Here is a 16,470-nt window from a genome sequence, read left to right on the forward strand (position 1 = left end):
AGGTTCTCCACATGATCTGACCGGCAGAGCGTACGACGACTCGGGCACGCGTTCCCATCCTCCCGTGTCCCGATCCGGCAACCGTTCGGGCGGCCCCGGAGGCAGCAACGACGGCGGGCCCGCACCCCCGGCGAAGGGGGTACGGGCCCGCCGTACGGACTGCTCTAGAGCGCTGGGGCTCAGACCGCGGCCGGGTCCTCCTCGACGAGGAGGTTGCGGGTGCGGTTCGGGTCCACCTGGATGCCGGGGCCCATGGTGGTCGAGAACGCGGCCTTCTTGATGTAGCGGCCCTTGGCGGCGGACGGCTTGGCGCGGAGCACCTCGTCCAGCGCGGCGGCGTAGTTCTCGACCAGCTGCTCGTCGGTGAAGGAGGCCTTACCGATGATGAAGTGCAGGTTCGAGTGCTTGTCGACGCGGAACTCGATCTTGCCGCCCTTGATCTCGTTCACGGCCTTGGCGGTGTCCGGGGTCACGGTGCCGGTCTTCGGGTTCGGCATCAGGCCACGGGGACCGAGCACGCGGCCCAGGCGACCGACCTTGCCCATGAGGTCCGGGGTGGCGACGACGGCGTCGAAGTCGAGGCGGCCCTTGGCGACCTCGTCGATGAGCTCGTCGGAACCGACGATGTCGGCACCCGCAGCACGCGCGGCCTCGGCACGCTCGCCGGTCGCGAAGACCAGGACCCGAGCGGTCTTACCGGTGCCGTGCGGGAGGATCACGGTGCTGCGGACCATCTGGTCGGCCTTGCGCGGGTCGACGCCCAGACGCATGGCGACCTCGACGGTGCCGTCGAACTTGGTGGTGCTGGTCGCCTTGGCGAGGCGGACGGCCTCGAGGGGGGCGTAAAGGCGCTCGCGGTCGACCTTGGCGTCCGCGGCCTTCAGAGCCTTGCTGCGCTTCACTGCTGCTCCTGAATGGTGATTGGAGTTGTGGTATTCGACGGGCCTGCGCAGGCCCTACCACAGGGACGGCTGAGCCGGTTTGCCCCTGACGGGACGGGGGGCTTGATCAGCCCTCGACGGTGATGCCCATCGACCGGGCGGTGCCGGCGATGATCTTCTCCGCCGCGTCCAGGTCGTTGGCGTTCAGGTCGGGCATCTTGGTGGTGGCGATCTCGCGGACCTGGGCGCTGGTGAGCTTGGCGACCTTGGTCTTGTGCGGCTCGCTGGAGCCCTTGTCGATACCGGCGGCCTTCAGGATGAGGCGCGCGGCCGGCGGCGTCTTCGTGATGAAGGTGAAGGAACGGTCGTCGTAGACCGTGATCTCCACCGGCACGATCATGCCGCGCTGCGACTCGGTCGCAGCGTTGTAGGCCTTGCAGAACTCCATGATGTTGACGCCGTGCTGGCCCAGCGCGGGGCCGACCGGCGGCGCCGGGTTGGCCGCACCGGCGTTGATCTGGAGCTTGATAAGCCCCGTGATCTTCTTCTTCTTGGGAGGCATGTCTCTCCGGGTCCTTCCGAGAGGTGATTGCTGGTGCATGCGGAACCGGGGCGACACCCGGCCGCCAGCACACACATCAGGCCAGGCTAACGCGTCCGCGCCGCTGGACCAAAACGGGTTCGGGGCAGAGCCCTCGGCTCTGCCCCGAACCCGAAGACCGTATGACTAGTTCTTCTGGATCTGGTCGAAGGAGAGCTCGACCGGGGTCTCCCGGCCGAAGATCTCGACCAGGCCCTTGACCTTCTTCGAGTCGGGGTTGATCTCGTTGATGGTCGCCTGGAGGGTCGCGAACGGGCCGTCGGTGACGGTGACCGAGTCGCCGACCTCGAAGTCCAGGACCTGGATCTCGCTGGGCTTGACCGGCGAGGGCTTGCCGGCCTCCTTGGCCGCCTGGCGCTCGACGTCCGGGGCGAGCATCTTGACGACCTCGTCCAGGGTCAGCGGGTACGGGTCGTAGGCGTTGCCCACGAAGCCGGTGACACCGGGGGTGTTGCGCACGACGCCCCAGGACTCCGGGGTGAGGTCCATGCGCACCAGGACGTAGCCGGGGAGCTTGTTCTGCCGGATGGTCTTGCGGTCGCCGTTCTTGATCTGGACGACCTCCTCCTGCGGCACCTCGGCCTGGAAGATGTACTCCTCGACGTTCAGCGAGACGGCGCGCTGCTCCAGGTTCTGCTTCACCCGGTTCTCGTAGCCGGCGTAGGTGTGGATCACGTACCACTCGCCCGGCATGAAGCGCAGGTCCTCGCGGAACTTGGCGACCGGGTCGACCTCGACCTCGTCCTCGGCCTCGGTCTCGTCCTCGGCGGGCTCCTCGTCGGCCGACTCCTCGGCGACGGGCTCCTCCTCGTCCTCCACGCGCAGCGCGGCCTCCTCGGCGGGCTCGCCGGCCTCGGCCTCGTCGTACGCCTCGACCTCGTCCTCGTCGCTGTCCGCGGCGTCGACGATCTGCTCGGCGGACTCGACGTCGTCAGCCAGCTCGGCCGCGTCCAGCTCGGCGGCGACATCCGCCTCACGGACGGTCTCGTCGGCGTCGTACAGGGGGGACTCAGACACGGTGGCTGCTTCTTTCCTGGAGATGGTGAAGGTGGCGCGCTCCGAAACCGGACCGGCGCGCGGCCGCTCGCGCGGGCGCCAGGAGAGGTCTCGGAGACTTCAACAGTACCGAGTCCACGGTACGCGCGCGTACGTCCGCCGCCGACAGCTCGACCCGGACCGATGATTCGGCCCGGGTCGGGAGGTGGTTCGGAGGTGGGGGCTCGATCAGCCGAAGACCAAGAGGCTCAGCTTGGCGAAGCCGTAGTCGAGGCCGTAGACGAAGCCCATCACGACCACGACGAAGGTCACCACGACGGCGGTGTAGTTGGTGAGCTCGCTCCGGGTGGGCCAGACGACCTTGCGGAGCTCCGCGATGATCTGGCGGTAGAACAGGCCCATCCGCGCGAAGAGGCCCTTCTTGGCCCGCTTGCCGGACTTCTTCTGCTTGCCGGACGTCTTGTCGCCCTCGGCAGACGTGGTCTCGGCAGCGCCGTCGGCCCCCTCGGGGTTGCCGCTCTCAGGCGTTGCGGTGGAGCCCGTGGTCTCCGTCACTCGTCCTCACCTGAATCCGGGTCCGGCCGAACATCACCTGCGTACCCGTTTCAGGCACGAGCGGTCGGCTTAAGCGGTGCTGATCGGTGCCCTTTCCGCATCAAGCCCGCTCGCTCTGTGGAGCGAACGGGCTGAATACGGATCAAGCAGCAGGGCAAGAGGGACTCGAACCCCCAACCGCCGGTTTTGGAGACCGGTGCTCTACCAATTGAGCTATTGCCCTTCGGAGCCTCACGGCTCCTGCGTGGCGACCAACCTACCGCATCTCCCCCCGCTGTTCGCACAGGCGGTGAAAGCTCCGGTCTTTTTCGGTGGGCCGTCGAGGAGCGAGTGTACGTGGTCGAGGGGTGTTTGGTCGAACCTCTTCTTCCGGGGCCGCCGTCCGCCCGGCGGATGTCCGGCCCGGTGGGGCGGTGACCGGCGGATCGCCGGGGCCGCGATCCGGACGGGTCCGTACGGATGCTGGAACCTCGCTGCCCGGTCCGTCCCGGTTCTGCGACGATGCAGGCATGAGCGCTTCCACCCCGCAGCCCGACCAGTCCATCCGCCCCGCCGACCGCCGGGTCTCCGCCCGGATCGGCGCGATCGCCGAGTCCGCGACCCTCGCCGTGGACGCCAAGGCCAAGGCCCTCAAGGCCGCCGGCCGTCCGGTGATCGGCTTCGGTGCCGGCGAGCCAGACTTCCCCACGCCGGACTACATCGTCGAGGCGGCCGTCGAGGCCTGCCGCGACCCGAAGAACCACCGGTACACCCCGGCGGGTGGCCTGCCCGAGCTGAAGGCCGCGATCGCCGCCAAGACGCTGCGCGACTCCGGCTACCAGGTGGACGCCTCCCAGGTGCTGGTCACCAACGGCGGCAAGCAGGCGATCTACGAGGCCTTCGCCGCGATCCTCGACCCGGGCGACGAGGTCATCATCCCGGCCCCGTACTGGACCACCTACCCGGAGTCGGTCCAGCTGGCCGGCGGCGTTCCGGTGGCCGTCGTCGCCGACGAGACCACCGGTTACAAGGTCTCGGTCGAGCAGCTGGAGGCCGCCCGCACCGAGAACACCAAGGTGGTGCTGTTCGTCTCGCCGTCCAACCCGACCGGCGCGGTGTACACCGAGGCCGAGGCCGAGGCGATCGGCCGCTGGGCGCTGGAGCACGGCCTGTGGGTGCTCACCGACGAGATCTACGAGCACCTGGTCTACGGCGACGCGACCTTCACCTCGCTGCCGACCCTGCTGCCCGAGCTGGCCGACAAGTGCATCGTGGTCAACGGCGTCGCCAAGACCTACGCCATGACCGGCTGGCGGGTGGGCTGGGTGATCGGCCCCAAGGACGTGATCAAGGCCGCGACCAACCTGCAGTCGCACGCCACCTCCAACGTCTCCAACGTCGCCCAGCGCGCCGCGCTGGCCGCCGTCGCGGGCGACCTGGACGCGGTGGCCGAGATGCGCAAGGCCTTCGACCGCCGCCGCAAGACCATCGTGCGGATGCTCAACGAGATCGAGGGCGTCCTCTGCCCCGAGCCCGAGGGCGCGTTCTACGCCTACCCGTCGGTCAAGGGCCTGCTGGGCAAGGAGATCCGCGGCAAGCGCCCGCAGACCTCGGGCGAGCTGGCCGCGCTGATCCTGGACGAGGCCGAGGTCGCGGTCGTCCCGGGCGAGGCCTTCGGCACCCCCGGCTACCTGCGGCTCTCCTACGCGCTCGGTGACGCCGACCTGGCCGAGGGCGTCGGCCGGATGCAGAAGCTGCTCGGCGAGGCCCGCGACTGACCACGCGGCCGACCGCGCGCCGACCCCGCGGGTCAACCCGACACCCGGGATTCACCCGCTCCACCGGCGAGCGGGCGAGCGGCGGCACCGCCCTCTTTCACCCCTTCGGGGGACGGGAAGAGGGCGGTTCCCGTTTGGGGGTCGGATACGGCAGTATCGGCGAATGGAACGCCTGTTGAACCCGCGAGACGTCAGGGACCTCCCGAAGGCCCACCTGCACCTGCACTTCACCGGCTCGATGCGGCCCGCCACCCTGCTGGAGCTGGCCGACAAGCACGGCGTCCGGCTGCCGGAGGCGCTCAGCTCCGGCGAGCCGCCCGAACTGCGCGCCACCGACGAGCGCGGCTGGTTCCGCTTCCAGCGCCTCTACGACACCGCCCGCTCGGTGCTCCGGGACGAGTCGGACATCCGCCGGCTGGTCCTGGAGACCGCGCAGGACGAGCGGCGGGACGGCTCCCGCTGGCTGGAGATCCAGGTCGACCCGACCTCCTACGCGCCCCGGCTCGGCGGACTGATCCCCGCGCTGGAGCTGATCCTTGACGCGGTGCGGCAGGCCGCGGCGGCCACCGGGGTGGGCATCCGGGTGCTGGTCGCGGCGAACCGGATGAAGTCCCCGATGGACGCCCGGACGCTGGCCCGGCTCGCCGTCCGCTACGCCGACCACGGCGTGGTCGGCTTCGGCCTCTCCAACGACGAACGCCGCGGCCTGGCCCGGGACTTCGACCGGGCCTTCGAGATCGCCCGCAAGGGCGGGCTGCTGGCCGCCCCGCACGGCGGCGAACTGGCCGGACCGGAGTCCGTCCGGGACTGCCTGGACGACCTGGGGGCCGGCCGGATCGGCCACGGCGTCCGGGCCGCCGAGGACCCCCGGCTGATGGCCCGGCTGGCGGACCGCCAGGTCACCTGCGAGGTCTGCCCGGCCTCCAACGTCTCGCTCGGCGTCTACGAGCGCCCCGAGGAGGTGCCGCTGCGCCGGCTGTTCGACGCCGGGGTGCCGCTGGCGCTCGGCGCGGACGACCCGCTGCTGTTCGGCAGCCGGCTGGCCGCCCAGTACGAACTGGCCCGGGACGCCCTGGGCTTCGGCGACGCCGAACTCGCCGAGCTGGCACGGCAGTCGGTGCGCGGCTCGTGCGCGCCGGAGGCCGTCCGCAAGGAGCTGCTGGCGGACATCGACGGCTGGCTGGTGGGCGCCCCGGTGCCGGTCGGGAGCACCGCCTAGAGCTTGACGCCCACCATCACGGGCTCGTTCACCAGCTCCACCCCGAAGGCCTCGCGGACCCCGTCCCGGATTTCCCGGGCCAGGGCCAGCAGGTCCTCGGCGGTGGCCGCGCCGCGGTTGGTGAGCGCCAGGGTGTGCTTGGTGGAGAGCGTCGCCGGACCGTCGCCGTAGCCCTTGCCGAAGCCCGCCCGGTCGATCAGCCAGGCCGCCGAGGTCTTGGTGCAGCCCTCCGGGGCCGGGTAGGCGGGGGCGTTCTCGGCCCCCGGGCGGGTGCGGAAGGACTCGTACTGCGCCGCCGTGAGCACCGGGTTGGTGAAGAAGGAGCCGGCCGACCAGGTGTCGTGGTCCGCCGGGTCCAGCACCATGCCCTTGCCCGAACGCAGCCCCAGCACCGCCTCGTACGCCTCGCCCAGCGGCACCCGCTCGCCCTGCTCGACGCCGAAGTGCCTCGCCACCTCCGTGTACTTGACCGGGGTGGAGAGCCCCGCGTGGTCCGCCAGCGCGAACCGCACCCGCAGCACCACGTAGCGGTCCGGCTCGGCCTTGAAGCGGCTGTGCCGGTAGGAGAAGCGGCACTCGGCGTTGTCGAGGGTGACCACCTCGCCCGCCGTGCGGTCGTACGCGACCACCTCGGTGACCGTCTGGGCCACCTCCTGGCCGTACGCGCCGACGTTCTGCACCGGGGTCGCGCCGGCCGAGCCGGGGATGCCGGCCAGGAACTCGATCCCGGCCAGGCCGTGCTCCCGCACCGTACGGGTGACCGCCTCGGACCACACCTCGCCGGCCGCCAGCTCCAGCACCGTGCCGTCCAGGGCGAAGCCGGTGGTGGCGATCCGCAGCACGGTGCCGGGGAAGCCCGCGTCGCCGATCACCAGGTTGGAGCCGCCGCCGAGGACCAGCAGCGGCTCACCGGCCGCGTCGGCCTCGCGGACGGCGGCGATCACCTCGTCGTCGGTGTGGGCGGTCACCAGCCGGCGGGCCGGGCCGCCGAGCCGGAGCGTGGTCAGCGGGGCGAGGGGGGCGTCGTTTTCTACCAGCACGCCCACCAGCGTACGGGGACGGGGGCGACCGCCCGGCCGCCCCCGTGACCCGCGTCCGCGGTTCAGGCCTTCGCGGCCTCGGCCGGGACGGGCTGCCCGTCCCCGGGCCCGGCGACCGCCGCCTCGATCGCCGCGGCCTCCGCCATCTGCTCGACCTGGTCGACCTGCGCGGCCTGCGCGGCCTGCTCGACTGCCGCGCCCACCGCGACCGGCTCCACCGGCTTCGACCGGCGCGGCAGCAGCAGCGCGCAGGCCCCGGCCGCCAGCACCACCCCGGCGCCGACGTACAGCGCGGGCACCATCGCGTCCACGAAGGTCCCGGCCGAGCCGTCGCCGCCCTGCTCGGAGAAGACCGCCGCCAGCACGGCCACCCCGAGCGCACCGCCGACCTCGCGCAGCGCGTTGTTGGCACCGGAGGCGATGCCCTGCTCCTCCGGCCGGACGCTGTCCATCACCATGGCGGCGGTCGGCGCGAAGTACATCGACATGCCGATCCCGCACATCACCACGGCGGGCACCACCGGGCCGTACGCGTAGTGCCCGAGCCCGGCGTTGATCACCGCGTACAGCGCCAGGCCGACGCCCTGCAGCGCCAGGCCGAGGACCACGATCAGCCGTCCGCCGAGGCGGTCGGCCAGGATGCCGGCGAGCGGAGCGACGATCAGCCCCACCCCGGTCCACGGGAGCATCCGGATGCCGGCCTCTTCCGGGGTGTAGCCGCCGACGGTCTGCAGGTGCTGGCTGATCAGGAAGATCGAGCCGAACATCCCGAGGGACATCAGCAGGCCGGAGGCGTTGACGGCGGTGAACGTCCGGCTGCGGAACAGCCGCATCGGCAGCATCGGGTGCCGGGCGCCGCGCTGCTCGTACCGCACGAAGGCGATCAGCAGCACCACGCCGCCGGCCAGCGCGGCCAGCACCAGCGGGCTGGTCCAGCCGTCCGGGTTGCCGCGGATCAGGCCGAGCACCACGCCGAACAGGCCGAGGCTCACCAGGACGGTGCCGACCGCGTCCAGGGCCGGGTTGGCACCCCGGCTCTCCCGCAGCTTCAGGGCGGCCAGCGGCACCAGCACGACGCCGACCGGGACGTTCACCCAGAAGATCCACTGCCAGGAGAAGTTCTCGGTCAGGGTGCCGCCGACCAGCGGCCCGGTGGCGATGGCCAGGCCGTTGATGCCGGCCCAGATGCCGAAGGCCATCCCGCGCTTGGCCGCCGGGATGGCGGCGGTCAGCAGGGTGAGGGTGAGCGGCATCGACACCGCGGCCCCGACGCCCTGGACGGCGCGGGCGGCGATCAGCTCGCCGATGCCGGGCGAGAGCGCGGCCGCGGCCGAGCCGACGGTGAAGAGCGTGAGCCCGATCACGAACATCCGGCGGCGGCCGAAGCGGTCGCCGAGCGCCGCGCCGAACATCAGCAGCACGGCGAAGGAGAGGGTGTAGGCGCTGACCGTCCACTCCAGGTCGGAGAGCCCACCGCCGAGCTCCTCGCGGATGGACGGCAGCGCGGTGGTGACGACCAGGTTGTCCAGCGCGGCCATGAAGCCCGCGAGGGCGGTGATCACCAGGGTCCAGACGCCGGTGCGGCCGATGCCCGGCTTCTCCGTGGCGATCTCCGTCGTGCCCCCGGCCGCCTTCGCCACCGCGTTCCCGGTCGTGCTCCCGGCTGTGTTCCCGGCTGTGCTTTCCGCCGTGTTCTCCGTCATGACTCCCCCAGGCTTCCTAGATAGTTATTGATCACTAACTTTCATGGGCCGAGAAAAGGCCGCACGGACTCCGCCGCGCGACCCGCTACTCGGCCTCCTCCTGCTCGCCGAAGCCGTCCCAGATCCGGTGCTCCCGGGGGAAGCCCAGTGCCACCAGGGTGTTGATCAGCATCCCGTAGGCGAAGAACTCCGTGGTCCCCTGCACGTCACCGCCGACCCGCTCCCGGACCCGCTCGAACAGCTCCCCCCACAGCCGCCGGGCGGTCTCGCCGATCTCGTCCTCACCGGCCATCCGGGAGGCGAACACCGAGACGTAGAGCTGCATCTGCATCATCAGCTGCTCGCCGTCCTCGACCAGGCCCATGTACGCCTCGGACATCTTCGCGGCGGCCTCTTCGCCGGTCAGCCCCGCCGACGCCTCGTCGAAGACCTTCCAGGTCTCCTCGATGCAGCGCTCGGCGGCGGCCGTGAAGATCGCCTGCTTGCCCGGGAACAGCCGGAACAGGTAGGGCTGCGAGACGCCCACCCGGCGGGCGATCGCCTCGGTGGACGTCCCCCGGTAGCCGTTCCTGGCGAACTCGATCACCGCGGCCCGGACGACGCTCTCGCGCCGCTCCTCCGCGCTCATCCGGATGCTCGTCTTCGCCACGGAAACCAAGTTAGTGACCAATCACTATCTCCGCAAGGGCAGGAGCCACCCGAACGCGGCCCACCTGGAACACACGACCACCCGGAAACGCGGCCGCCCGGAACACACGCCCGCCCGGCGGCCCGCGGAACGGGCTGCCGGGCGGTCGGCACCGGAAAGCGGGACCTCAGGCGAGCCGGACGACCGCCCGGGACATCCCCAGTACCTTCTGCCCGCCCGAGGTGGCCAGCAGGTCGACCTGCACCTTGCGGTCCTCCAGCTTCTTGGCGACCTTGGCCGAGACCTCGATCACCGCGCCGACCCCGTCGTTCGGCACCGGCACCGGCCGGGTGAAGCGCACGCCGTACTCGACCACCGCCGACGGGTCGCCGACCCAGTCGGTCACCACCCGGATCGCCTCGGCCATGGTGAACATGCCGTGCGCGATGACGTCCGGCAGGCCGACCTCCAGCGCGAACTTCTCGTTCCAGTGGATCGGGTTGAAATCACCGGAGGCACCCGCGTAGCGCACCAGTGTGGCGCGGGTCACCGGGAAGGACTGCGCCGGCAGCTCGGTGCCGACCTCGACCTCGTCGTAATCGATCGCCATCGCGCTCACTCCCCCGCCTCGTCGGCGACCCGGGCCACCAGCGTCATGATCGCCGTCACCACGTGCTCGCCGGTCTCGTCCGCCACCTCGCCGCGCACGGTGAGCACGTCGTTGCCCGCCAGCGACTTGATGTTGTCGATGGTCACCGCGACCGTCAGCCGGTCGCCGGCCTGCACCGGGCGGCTGTAGCGGAACTTCTGGTCACCGTGCACCACCCGGCTGTAGTCGAGGCCCAGCTCCGGGTCCTCGACGACCTGGCCGGCCGCCTGGAAGGCGATCGCGAACGGGAAGGTCGGCGGGGCGATCACGTCCCGGTGGCCCAGGGCCTTCGCGGCCTCCGCGTCGGTGTACGCCGGATTGGCGTCCCCGATCGCGACCGCGAACTCGCGGATCTTCTCCCGGCCGACCTCGTACGGCTCGGTGGGCGGGTAACTCCGCCCGATGAAGGAGGGGTCGAGCGCCATGGCAACTCCTCGGAACGCGGATGGAAACGCGGAATGGAAACGCGGACGGGTACGAAAAAGACTCCGGGCCACACCCCCTGTTGAGGGATGCGGCCCGGAGTCGAAGACCTGTTTCACACAGGCCCGGCGCCCTGCGACAGGGTCAGCGGGTCTCGCGGTGCGCGGTGTGCGAGTTGCAGCGGGGGCAGTGCTTCTTCATCTCAAGACGGTCCGGGTCGTTACGCCGGTTCTTCTTGGTGATGTAGTTCCGCTCCTTGCACTCCACGCAGGCCAGCGTGATCTTCGGGCGGACATCGGTGGCAGCCACGGGAGTGCCTTCCTTGGACAACGAATAAGAACACAACAAGAGTAGCCGACCGGGAGTGCGATCTCCCGACCGACTACGCGGGGTAGCGGTGACCGGACTTGAACCGGTGACACAGCGATTATGAGCCGCTTGCTCTACCAACTGAGCTACACCGCCACAGTGATCAGCAGCACAGCCGAAGCTGACTGCCTTTCACCAGAGCCCCCATGCGGAATCGAACCGCAGACCTTCTCCTTACCATGGAGACGCTCTACCGACTGAGCTATAGGGGCGAACGAGGAAGAGATTACACGTTCCGCGCCCAGAGGTGAAATCCGTATCCCGGGGCGAAGACCGCAGGTGGGCGAGGTGCACGGACGGGCGATCCAAGGCCGGGCGTTCGATCGGCCCGGATCCGTGCGCCCCGAGCCGATACGACTATTGCCCGCCTCCCGGCACCCCGCCCCACCGCGCCATAGGCTCGACCCTCATTGACCGGGGCACCGGCCGATCCCCGACGGGGCCCGTCCCCCACGGGCCCGCGGGCCAGCGCGAGAAGGAGCCGGCGATGGACAGCGCAGCCGCCGACGGGCCGCACTCCGGGCCCGGCCCGGCGGCCAACCCGCTCGGGCACGGCCCGGTCCTGCTGCTCACCGGGGCCCGGCTGGCCGACGGACGGGTGGTGGACGTCCGGATCAGCGGCGACCGGATCCAGGCGGTCGGCACCGTCGGCAGCCTCGGCCCGCTGCCCGCCCTGCCCGGCGCCCCCACCGTCACCACCGGCGCCCGGATCGACCTCAAGGGCTACCTGCTGCTCCCGGCCCCCGCCGAGGCGCACGCCCACTACGACTCCGCCTTCTCCGCCGCCCTGCCCGCCCCGCCGCCGGACACCCTCGCCGACCTCACCCGCCGGGTCACCGAGGCCGCCCTCACCTCGCTCGGCTACGGCGCCACCGCCCAGCGCACCCACGTACGGATCGGCGACGTGCACGGGCTGCGCCCGCTGGAGGCGGTGCTCACCGCCCGCCAGGCGCTGCGGGGCCTGGCCGAGCTCCAGGCGGTGGCGATGCCCCGGCTGCTCACCGGCCGGGCCGGCGCGGACGGGCGCGCCCAGCTGCGCGAGGCCCTCAAGCTGGGCGCCACCGCGGCCGGCGGCTGCCCGGAGCTGGACCCGGACCCGGCCGGCTACGTGCAACTGCTGCTGGAGGCCGCCCGGGAGGCGGACTGCCCGGTGGACCTGCACACCACCGCCGCCGACGCGGCCCAACTCGCCCGGCTGGCGAGCGTGCTGGCGCCGCTGCGGCCGCGGGTGACGCTCGGGCCGTGCGGGGCGCTGCCGCGCGGCGCGTCCACGGTGCTGGCCACCAGCGGGGTGCGGGTGGTCTGGCTGCCGCAGAACGGCGGTTGCACCGGGCTGGAGGGCCGGCCGCCCGTCCAGCGACCGGGCCTGCTACGGGAGTTGGCCGCGGCCCGGGTGCCGCTGGCGGCGGGCAGCGGCGCACTGCGGGACCAGTCCAATCCGGTCGGGCGGGCGGATCCGCTGGAGTCGGCCTACCTGCTCGCGGCGGGCGGGGAGTTGGACCCGGACGCCGCCTACGACGCGGTGGCCAACCAGGCCCGGGCGACGCTCGGACTGCCCCCGGTCCGGGTGGACGCCGGGTTCCCGGCGGAGCTGCTGGCGGTGCGCGGAGACAGCCTGGCCGGGGCGCTCGCGGGCGGGCACAGCCGGCTGGTGGTGCACAGCGGCCGGGTGGTGAGCCGGACCAGCGCGGTCCGGGAGTTCGCGGACACCGTGGCGCTGGCGCTGCCCCGGCAGTCCGGCGGCACGGACTGCTGAACGGCGCGACGGGCGGGCGGGAGAGCCCGCGGAGTGGCAAGGGGCGGGCGGAAACCAAAGGGGCGGGGGGGGCGACGGGCGGGGCCCCCCCCCCCCACACTGCCCCCCGAGGGGTGGGGGGGGGGGGGGCCCCCGGGGTGGGGCCTGGGGGGGGGCGAAACCAAAGGGGGGGCGCCAAACGCGCCCCCCGCCCCTCCCCCACTACTGGCCGCCCTTGGATGGCGGCTGGAGCGGCCCCAGGCTTCCCCCACACGGAGCAGGGCCCGCTCGTTCCGGCACTGACACTACGGCCACGGAACACCGCCGCCGACCGGCCTTGACGCCCCCCTGTCGCCCACCACCCGGCTCTTGACGGCTCGTTGACGGCCCCACCGTGTTCACGGGGCTCGCCGCGCTCACGGCACGTAGCGGTAGCCGATCCCCGGCTCGGTGATCAGGTGCCGCGGCCGGGCCGGATCGCGCTCCAACTTCCGGCGCAGCCCGGCGAGGTAGACCCGAAGGTAGTTGCCGCGCGCCTCCTGCGCCGGGCCCCACACCTCGCGCAGGATCTGCCGCCCGGGCACCAGTCGGCCGGGGTTGGCGAGCAGCAGGCTGAGGATCCGCCACTCGGTCGGGGTGAGCCGCACCGGGCCGCCCGGACCGAGCACCGTGGTGGCCGCGAGGTCGATGGTGTGGTCGCCGATCACCGGCTGTCCCGGCGGCACCGGGTTCAGCGGCCGGCGCAGCACCGCCCTCAACCGGGCCAGCAGTTCGTCCATCAGGAAGGGCTTGGTGAGGTAGTCGTCGGCGCCCGCGTCGAGGGCGCCGATCTTGTCGGCGGCGTCGGAGCGGCCGGAGAGCACGATGATCGGCACCGCGCTGCGGGTGCGCAGTCCGCGCAGCACGTCCATGCCGTCGAGGTCCGGCAGGCCGAGGTCGAGCAGGACGGCGTCCGGGGCGGAGTGCGCGGCCCGGTCGAGCGCCTCGCCGCCGCTGGCGGCGGTGCGGACGGCGTACTTGCGGGCGCTGAGGTTGATCCGCAGGGTGCGCAGCAGGGCCGGTTCGTCGTCGACGACGAGGATCTCGCAGTTGTCGACGGTCCGTTCACTTCGTTCACTCATGGTGCGGTGGTTCCTCCCCGGCGTCGAAGTGCTCGGCGGTGAACTGCTCGGTGGTGAACTGCTCGGCGGTGAACTGCTCGGTGGCCCCTGGCCCGGTGGCGGCCGGCAGGGTGAGCAGCATGGTGGTGCCGCCCCCCGGAGTGTCCTCCACCTCCAGGCTGCCGCCCATGGCCTCGGCGAGGCCCCGGGAGAGCGCCAGGCCCAGGCCGACGCCGGTGGTGTTGTCGGTGTCGCCGAGGCGCTGGAAGGGCAGGAACACCCGGTCGCGGTCCTCGGGGGCGATGCCGGGACCGCGGTCGATCACCCGGACCTCGACCTGGTCGGCGTGGTGGCTGGCGGTGACCAGGACGGGCGCGCCGGGGGCGTTGTAGCGCAGCGCGTTGGTGATCACGTTGGCGAGCACCCGCTCCAGCAGCGGCGGGTCGGCGAGCACCGGTGGCGCGGTGTCCAGGTCCAGCGGCTGGACCGGCGCGTACGGGTCGGGGAGGCTGTCCAGCGCCCTCGGCAGGATCTCGTCCAGGTGGGTCTCGGCGAGGTGCAGGGTGAGCGCGCCGGCCTGGAGGCGGCTCATGTCGAGCAGGTTGTCCACCAGTCGGGTGAGCTTGACCAGCGACTCGTCGGCGGTGGCGAGGAGTTCGGCCTGGTCCTCGGGCGAGAACTCGACGTCGGGGCTGCGCAGCGAGCCGACCGAGGCGCGGGCGGCGGCGAGCGGGGTGCGCAGGTCGTGGCTGACGGCGGCGAGCAGCGCGGTGCGCATCCGGTCGGCGGCCTTGATCGGCTCGACCTCCGCGGCGACCACGGCCAGCCGGTCGCGCTCCAGCGCGGCGGCGACGTGGGCGGCGAAGGCGGTGAGCACCCGCTGGTCGGCGGCGGGCAGCCGGCGGCCGGTGAGGACCAGCAGGGCGTCGACGCCGACCGGGACTTCGGTGGTCTCGTGCTGCGCCCCGCCGTCGTCCGGCTGCTCGGCCGCGCAGTGGGCGAGCACCTCGCCGTCGGAGCGGGAGAGCAGGGCGACGGTCTGCATGCCGAAGGCCGTCCGGGACTTCTCCAGCAGCGCGGGCAGCGCGTCGGCGCCGCGCAGCACGCTGCCGGCCAGGGTGGAGAGGGTTTCCGCCTCGGCGGTGGCGCGGGCGGCCCGGGTGGTGAGCCGGCCGGCGTGGTCGACCACCGTGGAGACGGCGAGCGCGATGGCGGCGAAGACCACCAGGGCGACGATGTTGTTGGTCTCGCCGATGGTCAGGCTGTGGACCGGCGGGATGAAGTAGTAGTTCAGCAGCACCGAGGCGATGAACGCGGCCAGCAGGGCGGACATCGCGCCGCCGAGCAGGGCGACGATGACCACGCCGAGCTGGAAGATCAGCGCGTCGGTGGTCAGGTTGATGGTGTGGTGCGTCTGGGAGAGCACCGCGGTGAGCAGCCAGGGCACCACGAGGCCGGCCAGGTAGCCGAGGATGGTACGGCGCCTGGAGTGGCGCCGGCCCAGCGAGGGCAGCCGGCCGCGACCGGTGAACTCGTGGGTGACCATGTGGACGTCGATGTCCTCGGAGGCGTCCACGGTGGTCTGCCCGGTGCCCGGGCCGGTGAGGAAGCGGTTGATCCGGCCGCGGCGGCTGGTGCCGAGCACCAGCTGGGTGGCGTCGTGGGCCCGGGCGAAGGCCAGCAGCGCGGTGGGGACGTCGTCGCCGACCACCACGTGGTAGCTGCCGCCGAGGCTCTCGACCAGCTGCCGCTGCTGGGCGAGCGCGGCGGAGGAGGCGCCGGCCAGGCCGTCGCTGCGGGAGACGTGCACGGCCAGCAGTTCGCCGCCCGCGGCGACGGCGATCCGGGAGGCGCGCCGGACCAGGGTCTCGCCCTCCGGGCCGCCGGTGAGGGCGACCACCACCCGCTCGCGGGTCTCCCAGACCCGGTCGATGTTGTGGTCGGCCCGGTAGTCGCGCAGGCCCTCGTCCACCCGCCCGGCCACCCAGAGCAGGGCGAGTTCGCGCAGGGCGGTGAGGTTGCCGACCCGGAAGTAGTTGGATAGCGCGGCGTCCACCTTCTCCGCCTTGTAGACGTTGCCATGGGCCATGCGCCGGCGCAGCGCCTGCGGCGCCATGTCGACGAGTTCGAGCTGGTCGGCCCGACGGACCACCTCGTCCGGGACGGTCTCGCGCTGCGGGATGCCGGTGATCTTCTGGACGACGTCGTTCAGCGATTCCAGGTGCTGGATGTTGACGGTGGTGATGACGTCGATCCCGGCGGCGAGCATCTCCTCGACGTCCTGCCAGCGCTTGGCGTGGCGGCCGCCGGGGATGTTGGTGTGCGCCAGTTCGTCGACCAGGACGACGGAGGGGCGGCGGGCGAGCACCCCGTCGAGGTCCATCTCCTCGAACTCGGCGTCGCGGTAAGAGCGGTGGACGCGCGGCAGTACCTCCAGGCCGTCGATCATGGCCTCGGTGTGACGGCGGCCGTGGCACTCGATGTACCCGACCACGACGTCGGCCCCGCGCTCCTGTCTGCGCCGGGCCTCGTCCAGCATCCGGTAGGTCTTGCCGACCCCCGGGGCGGAGCCGAGGTACACCCTCAGCCGGCCGGTGCGGATGCCGGAGCCGGGGGTGAGGTCGCGGGCCATGGGCACTGCTTCTTTCCATCAGGGGTGACGGCTGGGCGGTACGCGTCTGCGGATACGGGGCGGCCGACCCGGGTGCGGGAGGCATCCTCCCGCGCCCGGGTCGGCCCGGTCACCCCGGTACGGGGTGCGCTGTCACTGTTCGGTCACTTCTACTCAGCTACTTCTGCTCAGCTACTTCTGCT

General features: G+C 72.1%; 15 protein-coding genes and 3 tRNA genes. 3 read left to right on the top strand and 15 right to left on the bottom strand.

The genetic code is table 11. The annotated features are described in order from the left end of the window. Positions 1 to 179: 179 nt before the first annotated feature. The 5 genes from rplA to ACFWIS_RS18190 form a co-directional block, all read right to left on the bottom strand. Positions 180 to 902, bottom strand: coding sequence for a 50S ribosomal protein L1 (rplA, locus tag ACFWIS_RS18170; protein WP_380459428.1), 723 nt, complete (start codon positions 900 to 902; stop codon positions 180 to 182). A gap of 106 nt (positions 903 to 1,008) precedes the next feature. Then, the gene (gene rplK / locus ACFWIS_RS18175) at positions 1,009 to 1,443 is read right to left on the bottom strand and encodes a 50S ribosomal protein L11 (RefSeq protein WP_218198317.1); all 435 of its coding nucleotides are present in this window, start codon (positions 1,441 to 1,443) and stop codon (positions 1,009 to 1,011) included. 165 nt (positions 1,444 to 1,608) lie between these two features. After that, on the bottom strand, positions 1,609 to 2,499 hold the full coding sequence (gene nusG / locus ACFWIS_RS18180) for a transcription termination/antitermination protein NusG (RefSeq protein ID WP_380463331.1): 891 nt from the start codon (positions 2,497 to 2,499) through the stop codon (positions 1,609 to 1,611). A 207-nt stretch (positions 2,500 to 2,706) separates the two neighbouring features. Further along, entirely contained in the window at positions 2,707 to 3,033 is a 327-nt protein-coding gene (gene secE / locus ACFWIS_RS18185) for a preprotein translocase subunit SecE (protein WP_380463328.1), read from the bottom strand. A 150-nt stretch (positions 3,034 to 3,183) separates the two neighbouring features. Next, a tRNA-Trp gene (locus ACFWIS_RS18190) sits at positions 3,184 to 3,256 on the bottom strand. Between the two features lie 286 nt (positions 3,257 to 3,542). Between ACFWIS_RS18190 and ACFWIS_RS18195 the strand changes: the two genes are divergently transcribed. Both ACFWIS_RS18195 and ACFWIS_RS18200 read left to right on the top strand, forming a co-directional pair. Beyond that, entirely contained in the window at positions 3,543 to 4,790 is a 1,248-nt protein-coding gene (locus ACFWIS_RS18195; protein ID WP_380463326.1) for a pyridoxal phosphate-dependent aminotransferase, read from the top strand. A gap of 163 nt (positions 4,791 to 4,953) precedes the next feature. Continuing rightward, on the top strand, positions 4,954 to 6,009 hold the full coding sequence (locus ACFWIS_RS18200) for an adenosine deaminase (RefSeq protein WP_380463323.1): 1,056 nt from the start codon (positions 4,954 to 4,956) through the stop codon (positions 6,007 to 6,009). Here the strand turns inward: ACFWIS_RS18200 and ACFWIS_RS18205 are convergent. The 8 genes from ACFWIS_RS18205 to ACFWIS_RS18240 form a co-directional block, all read right to left on the bottom strand. Further along, positions 6,006 to 7,049, bottom strand: coding sequence for a UDP-N-acetylmuramate dehydrogenase (locus ACFWIS_RS18205; protein ID WP_380463320.1), 1,044 nt, complete (start codon positions 7,047 to 7,049; stop codon positions 6,006 to 6,008). The two genes, ACFWIS_RS18200 and ACFWIS_RS18205, sit on opposite strands and share 4 nt — an antisense overlap. Before the next feature lie 62 nt (positions 7,050 to 7,111). Next, positions 7,112 to 8,587: an MFS transporter gene (locus ACFWIS_RS18210; RefSeq protein ID WP_380463336.1), complete on the bottom strand. Its 1,476-nt coding sequence runs from the start codon at positions 8,585 to 8,587 to the stop codon at positions 7,112 to 7,114. Between the two features lie 250 nt (positions 8,588 to 8,837). After that, positions 8,838 to 9,380 (bottom strand): TetR/AcrR family transcriptional regulator, encoded by a 543-nt coding sequence (locus tag ACFWIS_RS18215; protein ID WP_380463334.1) that lies wholly within the window; start codon positions 9,378 to 9,380, stop codon positions 8,838 to 8,840. Positions 9,381 to 9,567: 187 nt separating this feature from the next. Beyond that, the gene (locus tag ACFWIS_RS18220) at positions 9,568 to 9,990 is read right to left on the bottom strand and encodes a MaoC family dehydratase (RefSeq protein ID WP_380463318.1); all 423 of its coding nucleotides are present in this window, start codon (positions 9,988 to 9,990) and stop codon (positions 9,568 to 9,570) included. Between the two features lie 5 nt (positions 9,991 to 9,995). Then, a complete protein-coding gene (locus ACFWIS_RS18225) occupies positions 9,996 to 10,454 on the bottom strand; it encodes a MaoC family dehydratase N-terminal domain-containing protein (RefSeq protein ID WP_380463315.1) in 459 nt (152 codons plus the stop codon). 142 nt (positions 10,455 to 10,596) lie between these two features. Further along, positions 10,597 to 10,761: a 50S ribosomal protein L33 gene (gene rpmG, locus ACFWIS_RS18230; RefSeq protein ID WP_006604855.1), complete on the bottom strand. Its 165-nt coding sequence runs from the start codon at positions 10,759 to 10,761 to the stop codon at positions 10,597 to 10,599. Positions 10,762 to 10,844: 83 nt separating this feature from the next. Further along, positions 10,845 to 10,917 (bottom strand) — tRNA-Met (locus ACFWIS_RS18235). A 43-nt stretch (positions 10,918 to 10,960) separates the two neighbouring features. Next, positions 10,961 to 11,033: transfer RNA gene (locus ACFWIS_RS18240), tRNA-Thr, on the bottom strand. A gap of 275 nt (positions 11,034 to 11,308) precedes the next feature. Between ACFWIS_RS18240 and ACFWIS_RS18245 the strand changes: the two genes are divergently transcribed. Next, on the top strand, positions 11,309 to 12,577 hold the full coding sequence (locus ACFWIS_RS18245) for a hydrolase (RefSeq protein ID WP_380463313.1): 1,269 nt from the start codon (positions 11,309 to 11,311) through the stop codon (positions 12,575 to 12,577). 395 nt (positions 12,578 to 12,972) lie between these two features. On the opposite strand, the gene ACFWIS_RS18250 is transcribed toward ACFWIS_RS18245, so the two are convergent. Continuing rightward, the gene (locus tag ACFWIS_RS18250) at positions 12,973 to 13,677 is read right to left on the bottom strand and encodes a response regulator (RefSeq protein ID WP_380461600.1); all 705 of its coding nucleotides are present in this window, start codon (positions 13,675 to 13,677) and stop codon (positions 12,973 to 12,975) included. After that, on the bottom strand, positions 13,670 to 16,288 hold the full coding sequence (locus ACFWIS_RS18255) for an ATP-binding protein (protein ID WP_380461599.1): 2,619 nt from the start codon (positions 16,286 to 16,288) through the stop codon (positions 13,670 to 13,672). Before ACFWIS_RS18255 ends, ACFWIS_RS18250 begins: the two co-directional genes overlap by 8 nt. Positions 16,289 to 16,470 lie beyond the last annotated feature (182 nt).

This window comes from Kitasatospora sp. NPDC127060 (assembly GCF_042724935.1).
Lineage (GTDB): Bacteria > Actinomycetota > Actinomycetes > Streptomycetales > Streptomycetaceae > Kitasatospora.